At 56.4% G+C, this 25134-nt stretch carries 28 protein-coding genes; 21 read left to right on the forward strand and 7 right to left on the reverse strand.

Annotated features, from left to right (window positions below; translation table 11 throughout):
• Positions 1-38: 38 nt before the first annotated feature.
• Genes U2949_RS01490 through U2949_RS01500 form a run of 3 tightly spaced genes read right to left on the reverse strand, consistent with a single transcriptional unit; the run spans position 39 to position 2139 of the window.
• On the reverse strand, positions 39-848 hold the full coding sequence (locus U2949_RS01490; RefSeq protein ID WP_080655476.1) for an N-acetylmuramoyl-L-alanine amidase: 810 nt from the start codon (positions 846-848) through the stop codon (positions 39-41).
• 1 nt (position 849) lies between these two features.
• On the reverse strand, positions 850-1572 hold the full coding sequence (locus U2949_RS01495; RefSeq protein ID WP_321285769.1) for an SAM-dependent methyltransferase: 723 nt from the start codon (positions 1570-1572) through the stop codon (positions 850-852).
• Between the two features lie 12 nt (positions 1573-1584).
• The gene (locus U2949_RS01500; RefSeq protein ID WP_266140646.1) at positions 1585-2139 is read right to left on the reverse strand and encodes a Maf family protein; all 555 of its coding nucleotides are present in this window, start codon (positions 2137-2139) and stop codon (positions 1585-1587) included.
• 340 nt (positions 2140-2479) lie between these two features.
• Here U2949_RS01500 and U2949_RS01505 point away from each other — a divergent pair, with 340 nt between their 5' ends.
• The 20 genes from U2949_RS01505 (at position 2480) to rarD (ending at position 19761) form a co-directional block, all read left to right on the forward strand.
• Positions 2480-3001, forward strand: a complete 522-nt coding sequence (locus U2949_RS01505; RefSeq protein ID WP_026483102.1) for a YceD family protein — start codon at positions 2480-2482, stop codon at positions 2999-3001.
• A 74-nt stretch (positions 3002-3075) separates the two neighbouring features.
• Positions 3076-3258: a 50S ribosomal protein L32 gene (gene rpmF, locus U2949_RS01510; protein WP_003800968.1), complete on the forward strand. Its 183-nt coding sequence runs from the start codon at positions 3076-3078 to the stop codon at positions 3256-3258.
• A gap of 41 nt (positions 3259-3299) precedes the next feature.
• Entirely contained in the window at positions 3300-4388 is a 1089-nt protein-coding gene (plsX, locus tag U2949_RS01515) for a phosphate acyltransferase PlsX (protein WP_009456590.1), read from the forward strand.
• Positions 4389-4413: 25 nt separating this feature from the next.
• Positions 4414-5391 (forward strand): beta-ketoacyl-ACP synthase III, encoded by a 978-nt coding sequence (locus U2949_RS01520; protein ID WP_026483101.1) that lies wholly within the window; start codon positions 4414-4416, stop codon positions 5389-5391.
• A 46-nt stretch (positions 5392-5437) separates the two neighbouring features.
• Positions 5438-6376: an ACP S-malonyltransferase gene (gene fabD, locus U2949_RS01525; RefSeq protein WP_021446871.1), complete on the forward strand. Its 939-nt coding sequence runs from the start codon at positions 5438-5440 to the stop codon at positions 6374-6376.
• Complete coding sequence (gene fabG, locus U2949_RS01530; protein WP_026483100.1) at positions 6377-7120, forward strand: 3-oxoacyl-ACP reductase FabG; 744 nt, start codon at positions 6377-6379, stop codon at positions 7118-7120.
• Between the two features lie 184 nt (positions 7121-7304).
• The gene (gene acpP / locus U2949_RS01535) at positions 7305-7544 is read left to right on the forward strand and encodes an acyl carrier protein (protein ID WP_003800961.1); all 240 of its coding nucleotides are present in this window, start codon (positions 7305-7307) and stop codon (positions 7542-7544) included.
• Between the two features lie 140 nt (positions 7545-7684).
• Complete coding sequence (fabF, locus tag U2949_RS01540; RefSeq protein ID WP_021446869.1) at positions 7685-8917, forward strand: beta-ketoacyl-ACP synthase II; 1233 nt, start codon at positions 7685-7687, stop codon at positions 8915-8917.
• Positions 8918-9191: 274 nt separating this feature from the next.
• A complete protein-coding gene (locus tag U2949_RS01545) occupies positions 9192-9377 on the forward strand; it encodes a hypothetical protein (RefSeq protein ID WP_257722797.1) in 186 nt (61 codons plus the stop codon).
• Positions 9377-9979, forward strand: coding sequence for an RNA polymerase sigma factor RpoE (rpoE, locus tag U2949_RS01550; RefSeq protein ID WP_009456579.1), 603 nt, complete (start codon positions 9377-9379; stop codon positions 9977-9979). The genes U2949_RS01545 and rpoE overlap by 1 nt, the downstream gene beginning before the upstream one ends.
• A 9-nt stretch (positions 9980-9988) precedes the next feature.
• Entirely contained in the window at positions 9989-10483 is a 495-nt protein-coding gene (locus tag U2949_RS01555; RefSeq protein WP_021446868.1) for a sigma-E factor negative regulatory protein, read from the forward strand.
• The gene (locus tag U2949_RS01560) at positions 10480-11505 is read left to right on the forward strand and encodes a MucB/RseB C-terminal domain-containing protein (protein ID WP_230940648.1); all 1026 of its coding nucleotides are present in this window, start codon (positions 10480-10482) and stop codon (positions 11503-11505) included. The genes U2949_RS01555 and U2949_RS01560 overlap by 4 nt, the downstream gene beginning before the upstream one ends.
• A 24-nt stretch (positions 11506-11529) precedes the next feature.
• Positions 11530-13038 (forward strand): DegQ family serine endoprotease, encoded by a 1509-nt coding sequence (locus tag U2949_RS01565; RefSeq protein WP_026483098.1) that lies wholly within the window; start codon positions 11530-11532, stop codon positions 13036-13038.
• 243 nt (positions 13039-13281) lie between these two features.
• Positions 13282-15075 (forward strand): translation elongation factor 4, encoded by a 1794-nt coding sequence (lepA, locus tag U2949_RS01570; protein WP_026483097.1) that lies wholly within the window; start codon positions 13282-13284, stop codon positions 15073-15075.
• A 64-nt stretch (positions 15076-15139) separates the two neighbouring features.
• A complete protein-coding gene (lepB, locus tag U2949_RS01575; RefSeq protein ID WP_009456564.1) occupies positions 15140-16024 on the forward strand; it encodes a signal peptidase I in 885 nt (294 codons plus the stop codon).
• Positions 16024-16782 carry a ribonuclease III gene (rnc, locus tag U2949_RS01580; RefSeq protein WP_009456563.1) on the forward strand — a complete coding sequence of 253 codons (759 nt, stop codon included), beginning with the start codon at positions 16024-16026 and terminating at the stop codon, positions 16780-16782. The genes lepB and rnc overlap by 1 nt, the downstream gene beginning before the upstream one ends.
• Positions 16779-17669, forward strand: coding sequence for a GTPase Era (gene era / locus U2949_RS01585; protein WP_026483096.1), 891 nt, complete (start codon positions 16779-16781; stop codon positions 17667-17669). The genes rnc and era overlap by 4 nt, the downstream gene beginning before the upstream one ends.
• A complete protein-coding gene (gene recO, locus U2949_RS01590; protein WP_026483095.1) occupies positions 17662-18252 on the forward strand; it encodes a DNA repair protein RecO in 591 nt (196 codons plus the stop codon). The genes era and recO overlap by 8 nt, the downstream gene beginning before the upstream one ends.
• Before the next feature lies 1 nt (position 18253).
• Entirely contained in the window at positions 18254-18859 is a 606-nt protein-coding gene (locus U2949_RS01595; RefSeq protein ID WP_321285778.1) for a PIN domain-containing protein, read from the forward strand.
• The gene (gene rarD / locus U2949_RS01600) at positions 18856-19761 is read left to right on the forward strand and encodes an EamA family transporter RarD (protein WP_026483093.1); all 906 of its coding nucleotides are present in this window, start codon (positions 18856-18858) and stop codon (positions 19759-19761) included. The genes U2949_RS01595 and rarD overlap by 4 nt, the downstream gene beginning before the upstream one ends.
• Before the next feature lie 246 nt (positions 19762-20007).
• Here rarD and epsC read toward each other — a convergent pair whose 3' ends face one another.
• The 4 genes from epsC to U2949_RS01620 all read right to left on the reverse strand — a co-directional run bounded on the left by epsC (position 20008) and on the right by U2949_RS01620 (position 23913).
• A complete protein-coding gene (gene epsC / locus U2949_RS01605) occupies positions 20008-20937 on the reverse strand; it encodes a serine O-acetyltransferase EpsC (protein ID WP_021446866.1) in 930 nt (309 codons plus the stop codon).
• A 265-nt stretch (positions 20938-21202) separates the two neighbouring features.
• On the reverse strand, positions 21203-21913 hold the full coding sequence (locus U2949_RS01610; RefSeq protein ID WP_009456559.1) for a Bax inhibitor-1/YccA family protein: 711 nt from the start codon (positions 21911-21913) through the stop codon (positions 21203-21205).
• 81 nt (positions 21914-21994) lie between these two features.
• Positions 21995-22417, reverse strand: coding sequence for a DNA polymerase III subunit chi (locus U2949_RS01615; protein ID WP_009456558.1), 423 nt, complete (start codon positions 22415-22417; stop codon positions 21995-21997).
• A 2-nt stretch (positions 22418-22419) separates the two neighbouring features.
• The gene (locus U2949_RS01620; RefSeq protein WP_321285785.1) at positions 22420-23913 is read right to left on the reverse strand and encodes a leucyl aminopeptidase; all 1494 of its coding nucleotides are present in this window, start codon (positions 23911-23913) and stop codon (positions 22420-22422) included.
• A 56-nt stretch (positions 23914-23969) separates the two neighbouring features.
• Here U2949_RS01620 and lptF point away from each other — a divergent pair, with 56 nt between their 5' ends.
• Entirely contained in the window at positions 23970-25079 is a 1110-nt protein-coding gene (gene lptF, locus U2949_RS01625) for an LPS export ABC transporter permease LptF (RefSeq protein ID WP_026483090.1), read from the forward strand.
• Positions 25080-25134 lie beyond the last annotated feature (55 nt).

A 25134-nucleotide genomic window follows, 5' to 3' on the forward strand; every position in this document is an offset into this window, starting at 1 on the left:
AACAGGTAATGAGCATAAGCCCATTACCTGTTTTTTTATCAATCCAGGCTTTGCAGAATGGCGGCTGTTTCGGCATCCAGAGTGCCGTCGTAGCGGGCTGGGCGGTAGTGCATCTGGAAGGCGGCGATCACGTTTTGTGTGGCCTTGTCGAACACGCCGCTGTCAGGCGTTTCGTAGCCTGCTTTGCGCAGCAGGGCCTGGGTTTGAGCGGCAGAGGGCAGGGGACGCGTGGCGTACTGCGCCTGCAGTGCTCGGGCCTGTGATTCCTTGTACCAGCGACCTATGCCCGCTTGGGCCAGTTCCTTCCAGGGGAAATGAGGGCCGGGGTCCAGCTTGCGTTGTGGGGCAACATCGCTGTGGCCAATAATATTGCGGGCAGACACGCCATGGCGTTGAGCCAGGTCTTTCAGCAGTGCTTTGATTGCTTCAATCTGCCCTGACGTATACGGAGCCCAGCGACCATCTGCCAAGCGGCCCATATTAACGATTTCGATGCCGATAGAGCCGGTGTTCAGGTCTGTGAAACCGTACCAGGAGCCCAGGCCTGCATGCCAGGCACGGCGTTCCTCTGGAACCAGGCGGTAGACGGTAGGGTGGCGCTCGTCGCTGACCAGGTAATGGGCGCTGACATCACGTTGCGTCAGCACCTTTAACGACGTGGCGTGGTCACCGGCGGTGTAGTGCATGACCAGATAACGCACTCGGCTGTTCTGGCCCTGAGCGCTATAGCTGTCATCAAGTTTGAAGGGACCGCTACTGCCACAGGCCGCCAATAAGGCCGTCAGGCTAAGTACACCAATCTGAACGCTGCGCTTCAAGGCGGGTGCAAGAAAAGACAGGGATTTCATCTTAACGACCAGCCAGAAACAGGAAAATGCAGGGGGTTTTGTCCAGGGCAGGCGGCTGGCGCTCGCGCCATTGTTCAACTGTGGCGGTCTGGATCAATTCACGCGAGCCAGTCAGGTCACGAGCCAGGCACAAGCGTGTTGTGGGCTTCAGGGCCTGCAGCAGGGTGCTGTACATGGCCTGATTGCGATAAGGTGTTTCGATCAGGATCTGGGTTTGTTTCAGGGCTTGGGACTGGCTTTCCCATTGTTTGAGCTGCTTGGCGCGTGCGCCGCCATCCACGGGCGCATAGCCGTGGAATACAAACTGCTGACCGTCCAGGCCGCTGGCCATCAGGCTCAGCAAAATGGAAGAGGGGCCAACGTGAGGGCGCACGGGGATCTTCATTTCGTGTGCCATGGCAACCACCAGCGCACCGGGGTCGGCGACGGCGGGGCAGCCAGCTTCCGATACCAGACCAATGGCTTGACCTTGCAGGGCTGTTTTCAGCCAGTCACGCATTTCACCGGGCTTATTGCCGCGCTTGTCCAGCGTGTGAATAGTGATTTCTTGCAGGGGTACCACGGGCTCAACCAGTTTCAGGAAAGCACGGGCGGTTTTGGCGTTCTCGGCAATAAAGACGGTCAGTTCGCGCGTCAAAGCCTTGACGTCGGCGGGTAGCCAGCCGCTGATCGGGCTCTCACTTAAGCCTACGGGGATCAGGTGCAAAGGGGCGGCTTGGGGCATGGCGTATCAGTCCTAAACGGAAGGGGGCAAAAGGGTGGGGCGCAAGGGGTTCAAGCCAAAGTGACGCAGCATGGTGCACAGCTCGATCAGGGGCAGGCCAATGATAGCGGTCGGGTCGTCCGAGCGCATGGACTCCATCAGGGCAATACCCAGGCTTTCGGCCTTGGCGCTGCCAGCGGTGTCATACGGCTTTTCCTGCAGTAAATAGTGTTCGATTTCTTCATCGCTCAATGTGCGAAAACGACAATTGGTAACAATATCGCTGCACAGAAATTCCTTGCCATCCGTCACGCATAAAGCGCTATGGAAATCGATGTGTTGACCGCTCAGGCGACGCAGTTGTTTCTGCGCACCGGCATGATCGCCAGGCTTGCCAATAGCGTCCTGGCCAGATGTGGCGACCTGATCGGAGCCGATCACGAGGGCACCTGGGTTCAGCTGGCTGATACGGGCGGCTTTTTCACGCGCCAGACGCAGGCTGAGCTGGGCGGGAGCCTCTGCGGGAAGTGGGGTTTCATCAATGTCAGGAGACTGACAGGTGAAAGGCAAGCCCAAACGCGCTAACATAGCGCGGCGATAGACTGAGCTTGATGCAAGGATGAGACGCATAGTGTGTTTTAGCTGTGCTTTGGTTTGACTGCCTTGTGCTTAGCACGGTATTATCTAATGTTTTCTTCGTTATTGAAATGGTTGTGGGCTAGCTTGGCGGTTTGCCAGCTGCGCTTTACATGCTTCAATACCGAGGGGCAGGAAAAAAAGCAGTACAAGAAAAAGTGGTAGAGCCCCCAAGCGATACCAAGGCAGTGAAACAAGCAAGCAGCAAACAAGCGAAAGCGATAAATAAAGCAGAACAAACAAGCGGTTCCAGATCCTGGTAAAACCCTGGTTTGATGCCCTAAGCATACTTATGACGACACAGTATATCGACACCTTGAATCTAGCCCGAGCCCCTCAGGAAATGTCGGGTCAGGTGCTGGTGGAAGATTTGTCTCGTCTGGTGTCCGATTTGCCCGATCAAGGCGATTTGCGCATTGACTGGAGTGTGTCGGGTCGGGAAGATTCTGCCCGGCGTCGTTTTGTGCATGTGCAGGCCAAAGGTAGTGTCATTTTGGAATGCCAGCGCTGTGTGAAGCCTTTTGAGTGGCCCATCGATATTTCCAACGAAGTACAGATTGTGGCAACCGAGGAAGAACTTGAGCTGGATGATGACGATACGGAAGGTCCTGATCGCATCTTGTGTGAAGGCCAGTTGGATGTCCTGGGACTGGTCGAGGACGAGCTGATTCTCAGCGTGCCTTATGTGCCGCGCCATGAGGTTTGTCCCGACGCGCAGTCGCTGTCCATGGAAGCCAAGTCAGACGACCTGGATGAGTCCGCCTTTGAGCGGCCGTCCCCGTTTGCCGTATTGGGCTCGCTCAAGAAGTCTTGATTGTTTGTTACTAATTCGTTAATTTTTTCGGGCTGCACCCATTTATTCGGGGTTGTCCATCTACAGGAGTCATCATGGCTGTTCAGCAGAATAAAAAGAGCCCGTCCCGGCGTAACATGCGTCGTTCGCACGACGCGCTTACTGGTCCTTCGACGGCTATCGAGCCTACGACTGGCGAACTGCACCTGCGTCACCACATCAGCCCTAACGGCATCTACCGTGGCCGCAAAGTGCTGAAAACAAAGAACGACGAGTAATAGTCTCTTTGTCGTTGCAAGCAACATAGGTTGCATGCTTGATGTCTAACAAAAAAATACGTATTGCCATCGATTGCATGGGCGGCGATATCGGTTTATCCGTCACTGTCCCTGCAGCGCTGCTTTTTGCCAAGCGCTATCCGGATGTGCACTGCTTATTGGTTGGCGAGCCTCAGGCCATCGAGCAAACATTGCGTGCGCAAGGTAATGTCGATACCTCCTGGTACGACATTCTTCCCGCATCCGAAGTTGTCACCATGGCCGATTCGGTCGAGGTGGCCCTGCGCCGCAAAAAAGACTCCTCCATGCGAGTGGCTGCCCAGTCCGTCAAGGACGGGATAGCTGATGCCTGCATTTCTGCGGGCAATACCGGCGCATGGATGGCAATTTCGCGCTACGTACTCAAAACTCTGGATGGGATTGATCGCCCAGCCATTGCCACGTCCATCCCGAACCAAAAGGGCGGGGCCACGATCATGCTGGATCTGGGTGCCAATGTGGATTGCTCCGCAGAACACCTGTTGCAGTTCGCCATTATGGGATCTGCTCTGGCCAGTATTGTGGATCGCCATGAGCGTCCCACCGTGGGCTTGCTCAATATTGGGGAAGAGGTCATCAAAGGCAACGAGGTCGTCAAAAAGGCGGCTGAACTGTTGCGCTCCAGCGGACTGAATTTTTACGGCAACGTAGAAGGTGACGATATCTGCAAAGGTACCGTCAACGTGGTCGTGTGCGACGGTTTCGTGGGCAATGTGGTCCTTAAATCCATTGAAGGGCTGGCCAAGATGGTCGGCAGTATGCTGCGCGACGAATTTACCCGTGACCCCTTGAGCAAAGTGTCCGCTTTGCTGGCTCGTCCTGTCTTGAATCGTTTCCGTGACAGGGTGGATAATCGCCGTCATAACGGTGCGGCCCTTTTGGGTTTACGCGGTATTGTTATCAAGAGTCATGGTTCTGCCGATGCTTACGCTTTCGGTTATGCTTTGCAACGGGCCCGCGGTGCGGTGCTCAATGGTCTGCTCAGCGGTACCAGCCAGGCAGTCGAACGCATCATGCAAAGTGTGAACTTGCATGAAGAGCAAAGCGGCGAACCAGATACACGCCATACTTCAGAGCCCTCGTCCTCATAAGAACGGGCTTGATCGGGAACATAAAATGACGATATTTGCCAAGATTATCGGTACAGGCGGCTACCTGCCTCCTCGGATTGTGTCTAACGATGATCTAGCGGTGGAGCTGGCTCAGAAGGGTATCGAAACCTCCGATCAGTGGATTGTCGAGCGTACCGGTATTCACCAGCGTCATCTTGCCGATCCCGGTGTCCGTACCAGCCACTTGGCGACCCAGGCCGCGCGTCAGGCGCTGGAAGATGCGGGCATTGCTGCCCAGGATCTGGACCTGATTGTGGTGGCTACTTCCACTCCCGATTACGTTTTCCCCAGCACCGCGTGTCTGGTGCAGGCCGAATTGGGCAACAAGGGCGCTGCCGCGTACGACGTACAAGCGGTGTGCAGCGGCTTTGTCTATGCACTGACGACTGCCGACGCCATGATCAAGGCCGGCCGTGCGCGCAATGCGCTGGTCATCGGTGCCGAAGTGTTCTCCAGCATCCTGGACTGGAACGACCGCTCTACCTGCGTTCTGTTTGGCGACGGTGCGGGCGCTGTGGTTCTGCAAGCCAGCGATGAACCCGGTGTTCTGGCTGCCCAGCTCAATGCGGATGGCAGCCAAATGGGTATTTTGTGCGCGGCAGGCAATGTTTCGCACGGTCAGGTGGTGGGTGATCCCTTCCTGCGTATGGACGGTCAGGCTGTGTTCAAGCTGGCTGTCACCTCTTTGGCCGCGTCGGCCACTCAAGTCTGCGAACAGGCTGGCGTTTCCCTGGCCGATATCGATTGGCTGGTGCCGCACCAGGCCAACGTTCGTATCATCAATTTTCTAGGTCGTAAGCTGGGTATCCCCTCCGAGAAGGTGGTTATCACGGTTGATCAACATGCCAACACCTCGGCAGCCAGCGTGCCTTTGGCCCTGAATGCCGCTCGCCGGGATGGTCGTATCCGTGCCGGTGATCTGGCGCTGTTGCAAGGCGTGGGTGGCGGCTTTACCTGGGGTTCGGTGCTGGTCCGCTGCTAAGTAGCGCGATCCGGATTACCGCCTCATCTCTTTGGGTTTTTCTACCATGAAAATTGCGTTTGTCTTTCCAGGACAAGGCTCGCAGTCCGTAGGCATGCTCGATGCCTGGGCCGAGTCTGCTGTCGTACAGCAAGCCATTGCACAAGCCAGTCAGTCGCTGGGCCAGGATCTGGCTCAGTTGATGGCACAAGGGCCTGCCGAGGCTCTGAACCTGACTACCAATACTCAACCTGTCATGCTGGCCAGCGCTGTGGCCATGTACCAGGCCTGGATTCAGGCTGGTGGCCCCGCTCCTGCCGTGATGGCCGGTCATAGCCTGGGTGAATACTCGGCCCTGACTGCTGCCGGTGCTCTGAGCCTGGAACAAGCAGTTCCGCTGGTTCGCATCCGTGCCGATGCCATGCAAGCTGCCGTACCTGTGGGTGTCGGTACCATGGCCGCCGTGCTGGGTCTGGATGACGATCAAGTGCGCGATGTGTGTGCTCGTGCCTCTGAGGGACAGCAGATTGTTCAGGCTGTTAACTACAATGCGCCTGCTCAGGTTGTGATAGCCGGGAATGTGGAAGCGGTAGATCGTGCATGTGCGCTGGCTAAAGAGGCCGGTGCCAAGCGTGCCTTGGTGCTGCCTGTATCGGCTCCTTTCCACTCCAGTCTGTTGGAACCGGCAGCTGCTGTGCTGGCCCAGGCTCTGGCCTCGGTTCAAGTGCAAACGCCTGCTATTTCCGTGATCAATAACGTGGACGTAGCCGCGCCTACCGACCCCGAACAGATTAAAGATGCGCTGGTCCGTCAGGCCTGGCATCCCGTACGCTGGGTTGAGACCATCCAGGCCATGAAGGCCCAGGGAGTCACCCACGTGGTCGAGTGTGGTCCAGGCAAAGTGCTGACGGGTCTGGTCAAGCGTATTGACCGTGATCTGGTCGCCTTGTCGATCAGCGACCCTGCGTCCTTGCAGGCCACTTTGGAAGCCCTGGAGGGAGCATAAATGCAAGAATTGGAACTAAGCGGCAAGACTGCCCTGGTAACCGGCGCATCGCGCGGTATCGGTCAGGCGATTGCCAAAGAATTGATGGCACGTGGTGCCAAGGTGGTTGGTACCGCTACTTCCGAGTCCGGCGCACAGGCGATTTCTGCTGTGCTGGATCAGAACGGCAGCTACGGCCATGTTTTGAACGTGGACGACCCCGCTGCGTGCGAAGCGCTGATCTCGGCCTTGAGCAAAGAAGACGGTGGCCCGCACATTCTGGTTAATAATGCCGGTATTACGCGTGACAACCTGGCCATGCGCTTGAAAGATGAAGACTGGGATGCCGTTATCCAGACCAATCTAAGTGCCGTGTTCCGCCTGTCGCGTGCCGTTATCCGCCCCATGATGAAAGCCCGCTGGGGCCGTATCATCAGCATCACTTCGGTGGTGGGCGAGAGCGGTAACCCCGGTCAAGCCAACTACGCGGCTGCCAAAGCCGGCGTGGCCGGCATGAGCCGTGCCTTGGCGCGCGAGCTCGGTAGCCGTAACATTACAGTTAATTGTGTCGCTCCGGGCTTTATTGATACGGACATGACACGCTCTCTGACCCCTGAGCAGTCGGCGGCAATTTTGTCGCAAATCCCCCTGGGACGACTGGGCGCTGCCGAAGATATCGCTAACGCGGTAGCCTTCCTGGCCGGGTCGCAAGCGCAATATATTACGGGCAGCACCATCCATGTGAATGGTGGTATGCACATGTAAGGCTTGGCATCGCGCCCGGCTGAGGTAAAATTGCGGGATTATTTGGGGCCTATTGCTTGAGCCGGCGTTGTACGAATAACGTTGGGCCTCATACAAGAACGCCGTTTTTTGTCATAGCTTATCCCTCTTAGCAGTATGGATTGGCTATAATTTGCGGGAATTTTTCCCAACTTGGAGAATCTGCATGGAAAGCATCGAACAGCGCGTCAAGAAGATCGTCGCTGAACAACTTGGCGTTAACGAAGCCGAGATCAAAAACGAATCTTCTTTTCTCGACGACCTCGGTGCCGACTCGCTCGACATGGTCGAGCTCGTGATGGCGCTCGAAGACGAATTCGAAACCGAAATACCAGACGAAGAAGCTGAGAAAATCACGACGGTCCAGCAAGCTGTGGACTACATCAATTCTCACAGCAAGCAGTAAGTTCAATTAAGAGGGTGGGCGGCATTGTGCACGCCCTCGCTCCAGAGCGGTTTCCAGAGAGTAGCCTGTGCCCGGCGGCTTTAGCTTGCAAGACGCAGTTATTCCCTTTAAACCGCTTTTTTTGTGTTTAGGAGTCATCCGTGAAACGACGTGTCGTGATTACCGGGCTGGGTATTGTTTCCCCGGTCGGCAACGATATTCCTACCGCGTGGGATAACATCGTCAATGGGCGTTCGGGCATCGGGCGTATTACCCGTTTCGATCCTTCGGCCCTAACAGCCCAGATAGCGGGTGAGGTCAAGGATTTTGATTTAACACCATACATTTCGTCCAAAGAAGCCAAGCAGATGGATACTTTTATCCATTACGGCGTGGTGGCAGGGATGCAGGCCTGGAAGGATTGCGGTCTGGATATCAACAGCATCAATGCTGAGCGTGTGGGCGTTATCGTAGGTTCGGGGATTGGTGGTTTGCCCCGCATTGAAGAAACCCAAAAAGATTATCTGGAACGGGGTCCACGTCGGATTTCCCCGTTCTTTGTGCCAGGCTCCCTGGTCAACCTGGTGTCCGGCCAGTTGTCCATCGGCCTGGGCCTGAAAGGTCCTAGTTATGCAGTCGTGTCGGCATGTACAACCGGTCTGCACTCCATTGGTGACGCTGCTCGCTTGATCGAGTATGGCGACGCTGATGTGATGATTGCCGGCGGCGCAGAATCCACCGTGTCTCCTTTGGGCATTGGCGGTTTTGCAGCTATGCGTGCTCTGTCCACCCGTAATGACGATCCTGAAACGGCATCGCGTCCATGGGATATGGACCGTGACGGCTTCGTGCTGGGCGAAGGCGCTGGTGTACTGGTGCTGGAAGAGTACGAACACGCCAAAAAACGTGGCGCACGCATTTACGGCGAGTTCTCCGGCTACGGCATGAGCTCGGATGCTCACCACATCACTTCGCCCGACCGTGACGGTCCGCGTCGTGGCGTGATGAATGCCTTGCGTAACGGTGGCATCAACGCTGACGAAGTTCAGTACGTCAACGCACACGGTACTTCCACGCCACTGGGCGATGTGAACGAATCCGAAGCATTGAAACTGGCTTTTGGCGATCACGCTTACAAGCTGGTGGTCAACTCCACCAAATCCATGACGGGTCACCTGCTGGGTGCGGCCGGTGGTATTGAAGCGGTGTTCACCACCTTGGCGGTGTACAACCAGATCTCGCCTCCAACCATCAATATCTTCAACCAGGATCCTGCTTGCGACCTGGATTACTGCGCCAACCAGGCGCGTGACATGAAGATTGATGTCGCTCTGTCCAACTCCTTCGGGTTTGGCGGCACCAACGGTTCGATGGTGGTACGCCGTCTTCGCTAAGCTGGACTGCCCCACTCGTAACGCCCAGTCCTGGTCGATCGGAGCTCCGGCTCCGGTGCGCCGACTGGGCGCTTTTGTCTGTGCCTTGCTCGCATCAGGCCTGGCCTGGACAATGTCTAGCTGGCAATGGCCCTGGGCCCTGGCAATATTGACAGGTGCTTTGTGGGCTAATTTTTTGTATGCTCGCAGTCGTGGGGCATGGAATGAGCGCGCTACACTAGCGCATCGTGCAGGGCTATACTCCTTGCAGTGCGAGGGGGCAGCAAAGGAGTCCGTGCAAATAGAGCAGATCTGGCGTTGTGCCTGGTTCATGACCTTGCGTTTGCGCCGTGATCCCGCCAAGGCTTGCCGTACCGTGACCGTATGGCGCCGCGCCCAGTCGCAGCAGGACTGGTGGGCCTTGTCTCTATGTGCCAACCGACTGTCTCATCAGGTCCGTGCTCAGAATAAGGATTCTTAATGAGTGAACGCGATACCGATGCCGAACTAGTTGCACGTGTTCAGCGTGGGGATAAGCGAGCCTTTGACCTGCTGGTACTTAAGTACCAGCGCAAAATCATGCGTCTGCTCAGCCGCATGGTACGTGACCCGTCTGAAGTCGAGGACGTGGCTCAGGAAACCTTCATCAAAGCGTACCGAGCTCTTCCCCAGTTCCGGGGCGAGAGTGCTTTTTACACCTGGCTGTACCGCATTGCGATCAACACGGCCCGTAACTGGCAGGCCTCGGCCGCTCGACGTCCCAACACTTTGCAGAACGTCGAAACTGAAGAAGGTGAAACTTTTGACCGAATCGACAACCTAAGCGATATAAGCACGCCAGAATCGATGATGGTCAGTCGCCAGATTGCTGAAACGGTAAATACAGCGATCCAGGCACTGCCCGAAGAGTTGCGGACGGCTATCGTGCTACGTGAAATAGAAGGTATGAGCTACGAAGATATTGCTCAGACCATGGACTGCCCTATAGGAACTGTACGCTCACGCATCTTTCGAGCCCGTGACGCCATTGCTGCGCAATTGCGTCCCATACTCGATGGTGAAGATAGTGAACGACGGTGGTAAGGATTGATGATGCAAGCCCTGAAATCCCATTCCGATGATGATCAACTCAATGCCTGGGAGGCCGCCGTGTCTTCCTGGGTGGATGGCGAGGCTGAAATACGCCCCGAGGAACTGGACTCCCCCTACGGGCGTCAAGTCTGGGATACCTACCATTTGATTGGTGACGTCATGCGTACCGATGCGCTGGCGATCCGTACGTCGGATCGCTTTTACGCGCGTCTGTCCAAAGCAATTGACGAAGAGCCTACCGTGCTCGCCCCGAATGCCATGAAACGACCCCTGGTGCAGCGCTACGGTGTCAGCGGCCTGGCCGTGGTGGCTGCCGTGGCTGCCGCCTTGTGGGTGGGCCTGCCTTATATGGGGGTGAACTCCGTGCCAGGCACGCTGGTGGCCAGCGCCCAGGATGATCAGCTCTGGAATGATTACGCGGATTTGCACCGCGACTTTGTTGGTACCGGTCCGGTACGCCATGTTTCCTTTGAAAGTGGAGCCCTGGGTCAATGAGGTCTGTACGTATGCCGTCGCAGATGGGCTTGGCGCGTCTTTATAAGGGCTTGTTTGCCCTTTCTCTGGCGGTGCTGTGCACACCTGTACTGGCTCAGGATGCCAGCGGGCTGGAGCCCCTGGATCTGCCCTGGTTGCAGAAAGTCCATAAAGCGGCGCGTGACCTGGATTACTCCGGGGTCATTATTTACACCCAGGATCAGGCCAGCCAGTCCATGAAACTGGTCCACATTATTGATGGTACCGGCGAGCGCGAGCGTCTGGAGATTCTGGACGGCGAGCCGCGTGAGTTTCTGCGTCAGAACGAAGTCACCCAATGCCTGATTCCCGAAAAGAAAATGGTGGTGATCGAGCGTCGTGAAAACGAACGCTTTCCCAGTTTTCTGGTCGGTGATGTCAGCCAATTACCCAATTTTTACGATATGCGCCGCTTGCCATCGCGCGAGCGCGTGGCCGGTCGCCCTTGCGACCTGATCGAGCTGGTTCCCAAGGATGATCAGCGTTACGGCTACCGCGTGTGTGCCGATACCGATCATCATTTGCTATTGAAAATGCAGACTCTGGACCCACAACAAGAGGTAGTGGATCAGATCGCTTTTGCCTCTGTTGCCTTTGGCGAGCAGGTGGATTTGCAGGAACTGCGTACCAGTTGGAACCCCAGCAAGTGGGAAGTGGTCGAACCCGAAGTACGAAAAATAGATTTGAACGAGCTGGGTTGGCATCTGGCCATGCCTGCCGGTTTTACCTTGCGGTCCGAAATGCTCCGGCCCATGCGTGCGGGGCGTCAGGTTACCCATTTGATGTTGTCTGATGGTCTGGCTGCCATTTCCGTGTTTCTGGAGAAGGTAGGGACCCCTGAAGCAGAAGAAAACAGCCTGGGTGCCTTTCACCGTGGCTCCATGAATATGTACCGCAGTCGCATTAATGATTATGTGTTGACCAGCACGGGTGCCGTACCTGTACAGACCTTGCGCGCCTTGCTGGAAGGTACCCAGTTCACCCCTCTATCCCGGACACATTGACTATCGTCCACCAGGAGTCTTTGAATGGAAAAATCGAGTCAAAAAATGCGTATTCCTGTTCTCTCGGCCTTGACGGCGGCCGTGATGCTGGCGGCGGGTGCGCCTATGGCTTACGCGCAGGCTCAGCCTGTCACGACAACCGAGCAAGTCCAGAGCACGACGCTGGGGCTGCCTGACTTTACTGGCGTTGTTGCCAAGACCGAGGATGGAGTAGTCAATATCCGTACCACCGAGGCGGTCCGGGTGCGCTCCCCCGCCATGGGTCCGGGTTCGGATCCTTATGATATGTTCCGCTGGTTCTTTGGGCCCGATTTCATGCCGCCCGGCATGGCACCGCAGCGCCCGCGTGGCGGTGGCAATGAAGGCCAGCAGCCTCAAGAGCGCACAGTGCCACGTGGTGTGGGTTCGGGTTTCATCATCTCTGCTGACGGCTACATCCTGACCAATAACCATGTGGTAGCCGACTCCAATGGCATTTTCGTCACGCTGAGCAATGGCAAGGAATATCCAGCCAAGATCATCGGGACGGACGAGCGCACCGACGTTGCCCTGATCAAGATCGAAGCCAAGGATTTGAAGCCCATGGTGATCGGTGATTCCAAGCAGCTCAAGAAAGGGCAGTGGGTTCTGGCTATTGGCTCGCCCTTCGGTCTGGAATCCACCGTGACCTCCGGGATTGTCAGCGCCATCAACCGTGAAACCGGCGACTACCTGCCTTTCATTCAGACCGATGTGGCTGTGAACCCCGGTAATTCCGGTGGTCCGCTGATCAACCTGAATGGTGAAGTAGTGGGTGTGAACTCCCAGATCATTTCGCGTAGCGGTGGCTTCATGGGTATTTCCCTGGCCATTCCTATCGACGAAGCCATGAACGTGGTCGAGCAGCTCAAGTCTGATGGCAAGGTGACTCGCGGTCGTATCGGTGTACAGATCACTCCGGTGGCCGATGATGTCGCTACCGCACTGGGTCTGAAAGACAGCAAGGGAGCCTTGGTCAGCAGCGTGGAAGAGGGCGGTCCTGCCGCCAAGGCCGGTATCCAGTCTGGCGACGTGATCCTGAAGTTCAACGGTCGCACCATTGATCAAATGACAGACCTGCCCCGTATTGTGGGAGGCACCAAGCCAGGTCAAAGTTCCACGCTGGAAATCTGGCGCAAGGGCAAGTTGCAGACCGTCAAGATTGATGTCGAAGAAATGCCCTCAAGTAGCCCAGCTGCTGCCGCCAAGGACGAGAAAGACAGTTCTGCTGCCAGCACGGCCGATGCCTTTGGCTTGAAAGTGACGGCAGTTCCTGCTGCTGATCTGAAGCGTTTGGGCGTGGAAAGTGCGGTTCAGGTGACAGAGGCGACGGCCCCTGCCAGTGAAGCCGGTCTGCAGCCTGGTGACCTGATTTTGCGTGTCAACGATAAAGACGTAGGGACGCCGGATCAATACGCTAAAATGGTGGCTTCCTTGGATAAATCCAAAGCAGCAGCCTTGCTGGTTTTGCGTGCAGGCCAGTCGCAATGGGTTTTGATTACGCCATCGAAATAAAAATTCTGTAAAACGGCTAAAATGGTAGTCATTGATGAACTCCGGCCAGGGGCCGGAGTTTTTCCGCCGCTATTCGCGGGGGCAGTTTGCCCCGAATGGATACTGGCTCCACGTGCGCCCGTCTGACAGGACGGGTCTTGCGTTTTCGGCGCGTGGACTGAAAAGGGGCGTCATGGGCGCCCCTTTCTTGTGCCGTCTCTCTGGCATTGCGCCTCAACATTTTCTTTGTTTATTAACGGGTTTATGGATCACATCCGCAATTTCTCTATTATTGCCCACATCGATCATGGCAAATCGACCTTGGCTGACCGCCTGATCCAACGCTGTGGTGGCCTGGCCGACCGCGAGATGTCGACCCAGGTTCTGGATTCGATGGACATCGAGAAAGAGCGTGGCATCACGATTAAGGCCCAGACCGCCGCTTTGCACTACAAGGCTCAGGATGGCAAGGTATACAACCTGAACCTGATCGACACCCCCGGCCACGTTGACTTCTCCTATGAAGTCAGCCGTTCCTTGTCGGCCTGTGAAGGTGCCTTGCTGGTCGTGGATGCTTCCCAAGGTGTGGAAGCGCAGACTGTAGCCAACTGCTATACCGCTTTGGATCAGGGCGTGGAAGTGATTCCAGTGCTCAACAAAATGGACTTGCCTTCGGCTGACCCGGATGCCGCTCGCCAGGAAGTGGAAGACGTGATTGGCATTGATGCCAGTGACGCAATTGCCGCCAGTGCGAAAACCGGCCTGGGTATCGACGAGATTCTGGAAACCATCGTGGCGCGTGTACCGCCGCCAGTGGGTGATCCTACCGCTCCATTGCAAGCCCTGATCATTGACTCATGGTTTGACAACTACGTGGGCGTGGTCATGCTGGTGCGCATCGTCAACGGTGTGCTCAAGCCCAAGGAAAAAATTCTGCTGATGGCCACACGTGCGACGCACCTGGTCGAGCATATCGGTGTCTTTACCCCCAAGTCTGAAAACCGTCCTCATCTGTCTGCAGGCGAGGTGGGTTTCATCATTGCCGGTATTAAAGAGCTGGAACACGCCAAGGTTGGTGATACCATCACTCTGGCCGGCAAACCGGCTGAAAAAGCCTTGCCTGGCTTCAAGGAAGTGAAGCCTCAGGTGTTTGCCGGTTTGTACCCGGTGGAAAGCAGTGAGTACGACCAGCTGCGCGACTCCCTGGAAAAACTCAAGCTGAACGACTCGTCCCTGATGTTTGAGCCCGAAGTGTCCCAGGCGCTGGGTTTTGGTTTCCGTTGCGGCTTCCTGGGCCTGCTTCATATGGAAATCGTCCAGGAGCGTCTGGAGCGCGAATTCGACATGGATATCATCACCACCGCGCCGTCGGTGGTGTACGAGGTCGAGCGTCGTGACGGCGAAGTCTTGATGATTGAGAGCCCTTCCCGCATGCCGGAAGTGTCCCATATCGAAGACGTACGCGAGCCTATTGTTGTGGTTTCGCTGCTAATGCCGCAGGAATACGTGGGCCCGGTCATGACCCTGTGTACAGCCAAGCGCGGTTTGCAGTTAAATATGACCTATCATGGCCGTCAGGTGAACCTGGTCTATGAGATGCCTCTGGCCGAGATCGTGCTGGACTTCTTTGATCGCTTGAAGTCCGTGTCGCGCGGCTACGCTTCCATGGACTACGAGTTCAAGGAATACCGTTCGGCCGATGTGGTCAAGGTGGATATCCTGATCAATGGCGACCGGGTTGATGCCCTGTCCATGATTGTGCACCGTAGCAACGCCCGTTACCGTGGACGTGAGGTGGTCGCCAAGATGCGCTCTCTGATTCCGCGGCAGATGTTTGATATTGCGATTCAGGCTGCCATTGGCGCCGAAGTTATTTCTCGCGAAAACGTCAAGGCATTGCGCAAGAACGTGCTGGCCAAGTGTTATGGCGGCGATATTTCTCGTAAGAAAAAGCTGCTTGAGAAGCAAAAAGCCGGTAAGAAGCGGATGAAGCAAGTTGGGAACGTGGAAATTCCGCAGGAAGCCTTTTTGGCAATTTTGCAGGTCGAGGATAAGTAATGCTCTGGTCGGCAGCTCAAGCCGACCACAGCCAGGACTGCTTTAATTTCTTTAAAGGAAACCGATGAGCTGGGATTTCGCTCTGATTTTGTTTGTACTGCTGATACTGACCGGCGCAATCTGGTTTTTGGATCGTTTCTCCCTGCGCTCGCGCCGTCTGGCGCGTGCGCAGGCCGCGATGCAGGCGGTACCGGAAACGGCAGCTCAAGACCCTGAGCACTTGCAGCAACTGCGCCAGGACGCTTATGACCAGGCCAACCGCATGCCGTGGTGGATTGAGTATGGCGTCAGTTTTTTCCCAGTCATTCTGTTCGTGTTTGTATTGCGCTCTTTTATCATCGAGCCTTTTCGCATTCCGTCGGGCTCCATGTTGCCCACGCTGAAAAATGGCGATTTGATTCTGGTGAACAAATACGAGTACGGCATTCGCCTGCCCGTTAGCGGCACCAAGGTTGTGCCTTTGGGCCATCCCGAGCGTGGCGATGTGATTGTGTTTCGCTATCCCGTTGATACTACTGTGGATTACATCAAGCGTGTGGTTGGTGTGCCGGGTGACCGCGTGGAGTACCGCGACAAGGTGCTGTCCGTCAATGGTCAAGTCATTACCCAAGTGCGCAGTGGCGATTACTACGAACCGGATCGCTCCGCCTACATTGGGCGCTATCTGGAAGAGTTGGGCAAAGTGCAGCACAACATTTTGTTGAACAAGACTCAGCCTCAGGGTTTGATGCCTATCGTGGCCTTCCCCAACCGTGACTCCTGTGAGTATTTCTCCAACGGCATCTCTTGTGTGGTGCCCGAAGGTAATTACTTTGTCATGGGAGACAATCGCGACAATAGTCTGGACAGTCGTTATTGGGGCTTTGTGCCCGATGAGAATATTGTGGGACGCGCCTTTTTTATCTGGATGAATTTCCGCGAACTTAGCCGTATAGGTCGCTTCCATTAATGAAACGTCTTGCTTTGCTTGAAGCCGCTATCGGCTACTCCTTCAAAGACACAGGCCTGCTTGAGCAGGCCTTGACCCATCGTAGCCACAGCGCTCGCCATAACGAGCGGCTGGAGTTCCTGGGGGATTCGGTCTTGAACTTCACGGTTGCGGCCTTGTTGTTCGACCGTTTTCAACGCATTGATGAAGGCGATCTGTCCCGCCTGCGAGCGAATCTGGTCAAACAGGCTGCTCTGGCGGAAATCGCAACCCGTCTGGGCTTGTCGGATTATTTGCGTCTGGGGGAAGGGGAGCTGAAAAGCGGTGGTTTCCGTCGTCCCTCCATTCTGGCAGACGCGCTGGAAGCCATTTTTGGCGCTGTCTTTCTGGACGCGGGCTTTACGCAAGCCCAAACCGTCATCACCCAGCTCTATGAGCCCATGCTGGTAGATGTGGACCCCAAAACCTTGGGGAAAGATCCCAAGACCTTGCTGCAGGAGCTGCTGCAAGGTCGCAAGCTGGATTTGCCGGTGTATACCGTGGTGGCCACCCATGGCGCAGCGCACGATCAGCTCTTCGATATCGAATGCACGATCGCCAAGCTCAATATCCATGTCCGTGCCAGTGGCAGCAGCCGTCGTGCGGCTGAACAAGCCGCCGCGACGCAGGCCATTGCTATTTTAGAAGCTGAATTTCCAGCCAAGACGACGCGCGCCAGTCGCCATCGTCGCCCCTCACAATTGACATTGCCCGTGGCAGTGTCGCAGGAAACAGAATGACAGAGACCCCTTTTCGCTGCGGCTTCGTGGCTATTGTTGGACGACCGAACGTCGGCAAGTCCACGCTGGCCAATGCCCTGATCGGCAGCAAGATTTCGATCGTGTCGCGCAAGGCGCAGACCACGCGTCACCGCATCAATAGCGTGCTGACGCGTGATCACGATCAAATGGTGTTTGTGGACACCCCCGGTTTTCAGACCAAGCACGGCGGGGCCATGAACCGCATGATGAACCGCGTCGTGACCCAGGCCCTGGCCGACGTGGACGTAGTAGTGCACGTGGTCGAAGCCGGCAAGTGGTCCGCTTCGGACGCCGAGCTGCTGCCTATGCTGCCTAAAGGCGGCAAGACTATTCTGGTCATCAACAAGGTTGATGCCTTGAAAAGCAAGAATGACTTGCTGCCCTATATCGCCCGCCTGTCGCAGGAATTCGAGTACGGCGCCGTGATTCCGGTTAGCGCAGCCAAGCGCCTGCAACTGGACCCTTTGCTGAACGAGATCGCCTCCCGCCTGCCTGAAGGCGAGGCCATGTTTGACGCTGACACCATTACCGACCGCTCGGTGCGCTTCATTACCTCGGAGCTGCTGCGCGAGAAGATCTTCCGCCTGGTGGGTGACGAGCTGCCGTACGGGTGTACTGTGGTTATCGAACAATGGGACGAGAACGAGCAGGGCGCGCGTATTTCGGCCTGCGTGGTCGTAGAACGCGAAAGCCACCGTCCGATTCTGTTGGGAGCGGGTGGCATGCACATGAAGCGCATTGCAACCGAGGCTCGCCAAGATATTGCCAAGCTGATCGACAAGCCTGTGTTCCTGGATGTGTATATCAAGGTGCGCAAGGGCTGGTCCGATCGTGAAGCGGTCCTGCGCGACCTGGGGTATGAGTAATCCCCGTCATCGCTTTCAGGACGAAGCGGGCTACATACTGCACACCAGTGCCTGGCGTGAAACGTCCCTGATCTGTCATGCCTTTACGCGTAACCACGGGCTGGTGCCCCTGGTCGCGAAAGGCGCTAAAAGGCCGCATTCCATTTTGCGGCCTGCTTTGTCTGTGTTTCAGCCTTTGTTATTGGCCTGGTCGGGCAAGAATGAAGTCAAAACGCTGACACGGGCGGACTGCGCCGGGATTCGCCCCTTGAAAGGTCGTGCCCTGATGTCGGCCTGGTACATGAACGAATTATTGATTCGTTTGTTGCCGCGTGAAGACCCACACCCTGTTCTGTTTGATGCCTACGAAGAGGCTCTGGTGCACTTGGCACAGATTCCTCGTCCACCCGTGGCGGGGGCCTTGCGGCGCTTTGAGTGGGTGCTGCTGACCGAAACCGGGTATGGCTTTGATGAAGCCACGCCGGATTTCGATGATCCTGTTGGTGAGCCTGAGTTGCGCATACGCTTGCGTGAACGCCTGAACAGCTTGCTGGGTCGTCCCTTGCATACCCGCTCCGTTCTTATGCAGCTGCAACGCTATTGATATGACCGTCTCCCTTCCTACCGTGCTGGTTCTGGACACTTGCGTACTGATCTCCAACGTACTGCGCCGCTTGCTCCTGGCCCTGGCTGACGAGCAGTTGTTCAAGCCTGTCTGGAGTCCGGTGATCGGGGACGAATGGCGGCGCAATGCGGGCAGGCTGTGGAAAGTCATGCCCACCTCTATCGAGGAGCAGTGGGAAGCGCTGCAACAGCGTTACCCCGACGCCGATTTAGGTGATAGCAGCGAGTTCAAGAAGGACTTGCGTTACTCCGATGCCAAGGACTGGCATGTGATCGCCACTGCCCGTCTGGCACAGCAGCGTTATCCCGGTCAGCCGGTCGGAATCCTGACCCGTAATCTGAAAGACTTTAATCGTTCTGAACTGCGACGTCTGGGAATCAGCCTGTGGGAGCCGGATCAGTTTTTGGGTTTGCTCATGGCCGCTCATCCGGATGTGATGCAGCGCTTGCTGGATGGTTTGCCCGCGTTGATGCTGACGCCCGAAGCGCAGGCACTGGATACGCATACTTTGTTAAAGCGTGATCGTTTGTTCAGTGTGGGGCAGTCTTATTTACGGCGTCAGAAAATGGATGAGGCGCACTCATGAAGCAAGGTGTATTGCTGTCGGTCCTGGCCTCAGCTTTATTTGCCTGCCTGTACTACTACGCCACCGTCTTGCAGCCGCTGAGTGGCGAGCAGATTTTTGCCTGGCGTATTGTGCTGGGGCTGCCTGCTTTGGCTTTGGTGATCACTCGGGCGCGGCGCTGGCGGGAAGTGCGTTGGGTTCTGCGTCACTGGCCCGGTAATTGGCGCTATTTTGCCTTGCTTTTACTGGCTGCAGCCCTGGTAGGAGTGCAACTCTGGATTTTTGTCTGGGCACCTTTGCACCAGATGGCGCTGGACGTGTCCCTGGGCTACTTCCTGCTGCCGCTGATGATGGTGCTGGTAGGGCGGGTGATCTACAAAGACAGATTGAGCACCATTCAGTGGATTGCTGTGGCATTGGCCGGCGTGGGTGTGCTGCACGAGCTGTTCCGTGTAGGGAGCGTCTCCTGGGCGACAGCGGTGGTGGTTGTGGGCTATCCACCTTATTTCATGCTGCGCCGTTATCTGCGTCTGGGTTCATTGGCGTCACTCTGGTTTGATCTGAGCTTCTTGTTCCTGCCTGCTTGCTGGCTGCTCTTTGTTCAAGACACGCAGATGTGGGGCTTGTTCGCGGATCAGCCTCGTTTGATCTGGCAAGTCCCGGTTCTGGGCCTGATCAGCTCGGTTGCGCTGGTCAGCTATTTGTCTGCCAGTCGTCAGTTGCCCTTGGCCTTGTTTGGCATTCTGGGTTATGTGGAGCCGGTGCTCTTGTTCTGGGTGGCGTATTTGCTGCTGGATGAGCCCATGAGCGCGAATCAGTGGTGGACCTATATTCCGATCTGGATTGCCATTTCCTTGATGGCGTTGGAAGGTTTCATCAAAATGTGGCGACCCGGACCGCCTGTGCCGCCTCCCAAGGCGTAAATTCTGCTAGTTAGTACCAGCCAGTGCCGAAGGGCCGTTAGCGTCTGCCCAGACGTTCTGGGGGCTTTCTGAGTGAAGCAGAACTCCAATTGAAAACGACTCCTGAGAGCCCCTCTCCAAAGTTGGATAGCTATCCATGCTTTTTGGAAGGACATGACAGGAGTCGTTTTTTTTACTACGGGGCTCTTCTAAAGGGGATAGTCCGGGTCGTACCGGACTGGGTCCTGCGTGATATAAGCAGGCTGCTTAGCGCAGTTTCTCCGGGCAGTCAGGTTGATTGCGCAACAAATTTGCCTGGGTTACCGAACAACCCGCTGGTACGTCTTCCGTAATCCAGACATTCCCGCCAATCGTGGAGCCCGCACCCAGCGTGACGCGGCCCAGAATCGTGGCGCCCGCGTAAATAACCACGTCGTCTTCCACGATGGGGTGACGTGGCTGACCTTTCAGCAGCAAGCCTTTTTCGTCCTTGCTAAAGCGCTTGGCACCCAGGGTGACGGCCTGATAAATACGAACCCGCTTGCCGATGATGGCGGTCTCGCCAATAACAACGCCGGTGCCGTGGTCGATGAAACAGGAGTGATCAATTTGCGCGCCGGGGTGAATATCAATACCGGTCTGGCTATGGGCCAGTTCTGCAATAATGCGCGCCGTCAGGGGCAGTCCCAGATTGGTCAGAGCATGGGCGATGCGGTGATGGATCATGGCCAGCAGACCGGGATAGCACAGCAGTACCTCGTCCACATTGCGGGCGGCCGGGTCGCCTTGATAGGCGGCGACCACGTCCAGATCCAGGGTGCGGCGCAGGTCTGGCAGCTTGTTGGCAAAAGCCTGTATGGCCTTGTGTGCCTGCTCTTCAATGGTTTCGCGGTCGTACTTGTCACCACGGAGCAGGGCAGCGCGTTGCAGCTCGATACGCGCCTGTTGCAGCAGCGTATTGAGCGCCTGGCCCAGGTGGTGGCCGACAAAGTGATCTTCGTACTCGCGACGCAGCTCCGGGCTGCCCAAGCGCATGGGAAACAGGATGCCTTTGAGCTGCTCGGTCACTTGAATCAAAGCTTGTACCGACGGAAATTCCTGGCCTTCAAGCTCGTTCAAGCGTTGATGCGCCTGTCGCCACTCTTCGCGGGCCCCGCGCAGATTGTCGACGATATGTTGAGTTTCAAAGACTGCCACCAGTGTTCTCCAAAGGGGAAATTTTCTACAAGGTTTACTATACCCGCGCGTCTGAGCAAGGACACGAAAAACAGGGCGCTGCGTCAGGGTGATTCCCTTTGCCATGGCTCAGGCCTGGTCGTGCCGCTTCAAGGCCCCATGAGCTTGGGGCAAGATCAAGCAGATGAGGGGCATGGTCAGGTTTTCAAGCCAAGGTGCTTGAGCGTGCGGATAATAAAAAAGCCCCCTTCGAAAAGGGGGCTTGGGGAGTGAGGGGTTCGCGATCTTATTCGCGGTTACCGCCCAGCACGCCTAAAAGCACCAGCAGGTTGCTGAAAATGTTGTAGACGTCCAGATAGATAGCCAGGGTGGCCGACACGTAGTTGGTTTCACCACCGTTGATGACGCGCTGCAGATCAACCAGCAAGAAGGCCGAGAAGATACCGATAGCCATCACGGAGATGGTCAGCATCAGCGCAGGCAGTTGCAGGAAGATGTTGGCCAAGGCCGCAACCAGCAAGATAACGGCACCGACAAACAGGAATTTCTGCATGCCGGAGAAATCACGCTTGGTGGTGCTGGCAATAGTTGCCATGGCGCCAAAGACCGCAGCGGTACCGCCAAAGGCCAGCATGATCAGTTGTGCGCCATTGCCCATACCCAGGACAAAGCCCAGCAGACGGGACAGCATCACGCCCATGAAGAAGGTAAAGGCCATCAGCAGGGCAACACCCAGCGAGCTGTTCTTGTTCTTTTCGATCAGGAACATCAGGCCAAAGGCACCGACCAGGAAAACAATGGCGCTCAGGCCTGGGCTGGCGCCCATAACCCGGTTAATGCCGGAGGACAGGCCCAGCAAGGCTCCCAGCACGGTGGGAATCATGGACAGGGCTAGCAGCCAGTAGGTGTTGCGCAGGACGCGATTGCGAGCAATCAGCGACTGGGCGCCCAGGGTGCCGTTATGCTCAGGCAAGCTTGATTGACGAAATTCGCTCATGATGAGTCCTTAGAATACAGAGAGATCAGTGGTCAAGAATAACTGACAACTACCTGAATAATCAAGAATCTTCTTTATTATTCAAGCACCCAGTTTATGGGCATGCACTTGGCAGCCTTGCGCCTGGTACACACGCCAGCGTTCACGAGCCTGGGTACGGTCAGCTTCCCGTTCGGAGACAATTTCCAATATACGCGGGAATTGTTCAAAACCGGGCGGGCATTGGGCATCCAGATTCAACAGCCAGCTTTGCTCACCTGCGGGCACGGGGGCGGCACTGGTCAACAAAACAGGGGTGGTGGCTGCCAAGGGGTCTTCCACACCGACGTGCGGGACAAAAGCCGTGGATTCAAAACCCCAGAGCAGGCGATCGAAACGGGCCAGTTGGCGGGCATCGGAAAGATACACTACCACCTGACGGCCCGCCTCGTAGTGCTTGCGCACGACCTCGCAGGCCATACGCAAGCGATCTGGCGCGCCGAAAGCGAAATCGACGCGGCTCATGCTTAGCGACACTGATTAAGCAGGTACTGAACCAGCAAAGGCACGGGACGGCCTGTGGCGCCCTTGTCCTTGCCGCTGCGCCAGGCAGTACCGGCGATGTCCAGGTGAGCCCAGCGGTACGCTTTGGTGAAGCGGGACAGGAAGCAGGCGGCGGTTACCGAACCGGCTGGTGGGCCACCAATATTGGCCATATCAGCAAAGTTCGAGCGCAGTTGCTCCTGGTAGGCGTCGTCCATGGGCATGCGCCATGCCGTGTCACCGGTTTGCTTGCCAGCTTGCATCAGTTCGTCAGCCAGGTCGTCGTCGGTCGAGAACAGGCCGGTGTTGACGTGGCCCAGAGCGACCACGCAAGCGCCGGTCAGGGTGGCCATATCGATCACGGCAGCGGGTTTGAAGCGCTCGACGTAGGTCAGGGCATCGCACAGTACCAGACGGCCTTCGGCGTCCGTGTTCAGGATCTCGATGGTCTGGCCAGACATGCTGGTCACGACGTCGCCCGGTTTATTAGCGCGGCCGCTAGGCATGTTTTCGCAAGAAGCCACCACAGCGATCACTTCACGGTCGATGTTCAGTTCGGCAATGGCGCGCATGGTGCCCAGGACACTGGCAGCACCGCCCATGTCGTACTTCATCTCGTCCATATTGCCGGCTGGCTTGATGGAGATACCGCCCGAGTCGAAGGTCAGACCTTTACCCACAAGAACGATAGGGCCGTCCTCGTGCTTGGTCTTGGTGTTGGGGGTGTGGCGCAGCACGATGAACGCAGGCGGTTCATCCGAGCCCTTGGCCACCGACAGAAACGAGCCCATCTTCAAGGCTTCAATCTGCTTGCGCTCCAGCACTTCGGCCTTCAGCGTCTTGAATTCCTTGGCCAACTGCTTGGCGGTTTTGCCCAGGTAGGTAGGAGTGCAGATATTGCCGGGCAGGTCGGCCAGCAAGCGAGTCAGGTTGACGCCGTTACCAATGGCCTGACCTTGCTCCAGACCGGCCTTGGCTTCGCTGGCTTGGGTGCGGGCCGTCCACAGCAGGAACTGGCTCAGCTGGGGAGCAGGTTCGGGCTTGCTGAACGTGGCGGTGTAGCGGTAGCTGGTGCGGCATACGGCCACGGCAGCGTCCTGAGCGCGGCTGCGCAAGGTGGTGCCTTTGCAATCAATGCTGGCCAGGGCCGAAACGGCTTCTTTCAGGTCTGCTTTCAGGCAGTAAGAAGCAAGGCAGGCCTGGGCTTGCGTATGAGTTGCTGCTTTGTATTCCTCTTGAGCGCCTAAGCCGACTAAAATAACGCGTTCGGCCTTGACGCCAGGCAGATTGCGCAGCACCAGGTGGGTATTGGGCTTGCCTTTAAACTCGGCTTTGACAGCAGCGCTCACAGCTCCGTTGCTGGCGCGGTCGATAAGTTCCGCTGCGGGGCTTAGAATGCCCTCGGCAAAGACGCCTACGCCTAGCGCGGCTGTCTTAATTTGGTGCAAAGAAGCGGATGTCTGTGTGCTAAATTCCATTCAACTATCCTCAGTGTGTCGCAAATCGTACCTGCGATTATCTCGCAAATTCTCATATGTCTCTATTTAAACGCTCTGCGGTATCCGAAATCTTAAGTCACAGTGGCGTGGTACTGTCCACTTTGCTGATTGTGTGGCTTAGTGTACTTCTGGTGCGTTTGTTAGGCGAAGCGGCCAATGGCACGATTGGCCCTGACGTGGTGCTGGGTCTGGCCGCCTTTTCCAGTATTACCGCCTTGCCGATTATTCTGGCCGTTTCCCTGTTCATTGCCGTGCTCACTACGGTGACGCGCAGCTTTCGGGAATCCGAAATGGTGGTCTGGTTTGCCAGCGGCCTGTCCTTGAAAAACTGGGTAACGCCCGTTTTGCAGTGTGCAGTGCCGGTTGCCATTCTGATTGCCGTTCTGACCTTGCAGGCTTCGCCCTGGGCTTATCGTCAGATTGCCGAGTACCGCCAGCGTTTTGAGCAGCGCTCGGACCTGAGTAAAGTGACCGCCGGGCAGTTTATCGAGTCCGATGATGGTGCCCGCGTGTTTTATGCCGACTCCCCAGAAAAAGAAGGGGATGAGCTGGGTAATGTGATCGCCCGTGTGATCGACCCGCAGTGGCTCAGCATTGTGACTGCGCAAAGTGCCCGCATGGAAGAGCAGCCCAATGGCGATCGCTTTCTGGTCTTGAGCGAAGGCCATCGCTACGACTTGAAGCCCGGTCAGGCTGAATTCCGTATGGTGGACTTTGAAAGTTACGGCATGCGTCTGGAGAGCCGTGATGCAGGCAATACCGCTGAAACTATCCGCGCTCGGGCCGAGCAGCAAATCAAGGCTCGCCAAACCACCTTGTTATTCAGTGATGACAATGCCGAGTCGCGCTCGCAGATCATGTGGCGTTTGGCCTTGCCCTTGGCTGCCTTGAATCTGGCCTTGCTGGCGATCCCCTTGGGGGCGGTGAATCCCCGTATGGGGCGCTCCGGCAATATTCTGGTGGCGGGCTTGGTGGGTCTGCTCTACATGAACCTGATCAATCTGTCGCGTGGCTGGATACGCAATGAGCAACTGGGCTTTGAGATTGGTCTGTGGCTGGTCCACGCAATCTTCCTGCTGGTGATGGTCTTCATGATGTGGCGTAAATTGCGTATCAAGGCACCTAAACCGCCAGCAACAAGCTGATCGGCAAAAGGGGGCGTCCAGCCCCTTTTTTGTGCCTGTCGAATGGCTTTTTGAT

Origin of the sequence: Alcaligenes phenolicus (genome assembly GCF_032063905.1) — a bacterium.
Taxonomy (GTDB): domain Bacteria; phylum Pseudomonadota; class Gammaproteobacteria; order Burkholderiales; family Burkholderiaceae_B; genus Alcaligenes; species Alcaligenes phenolicus.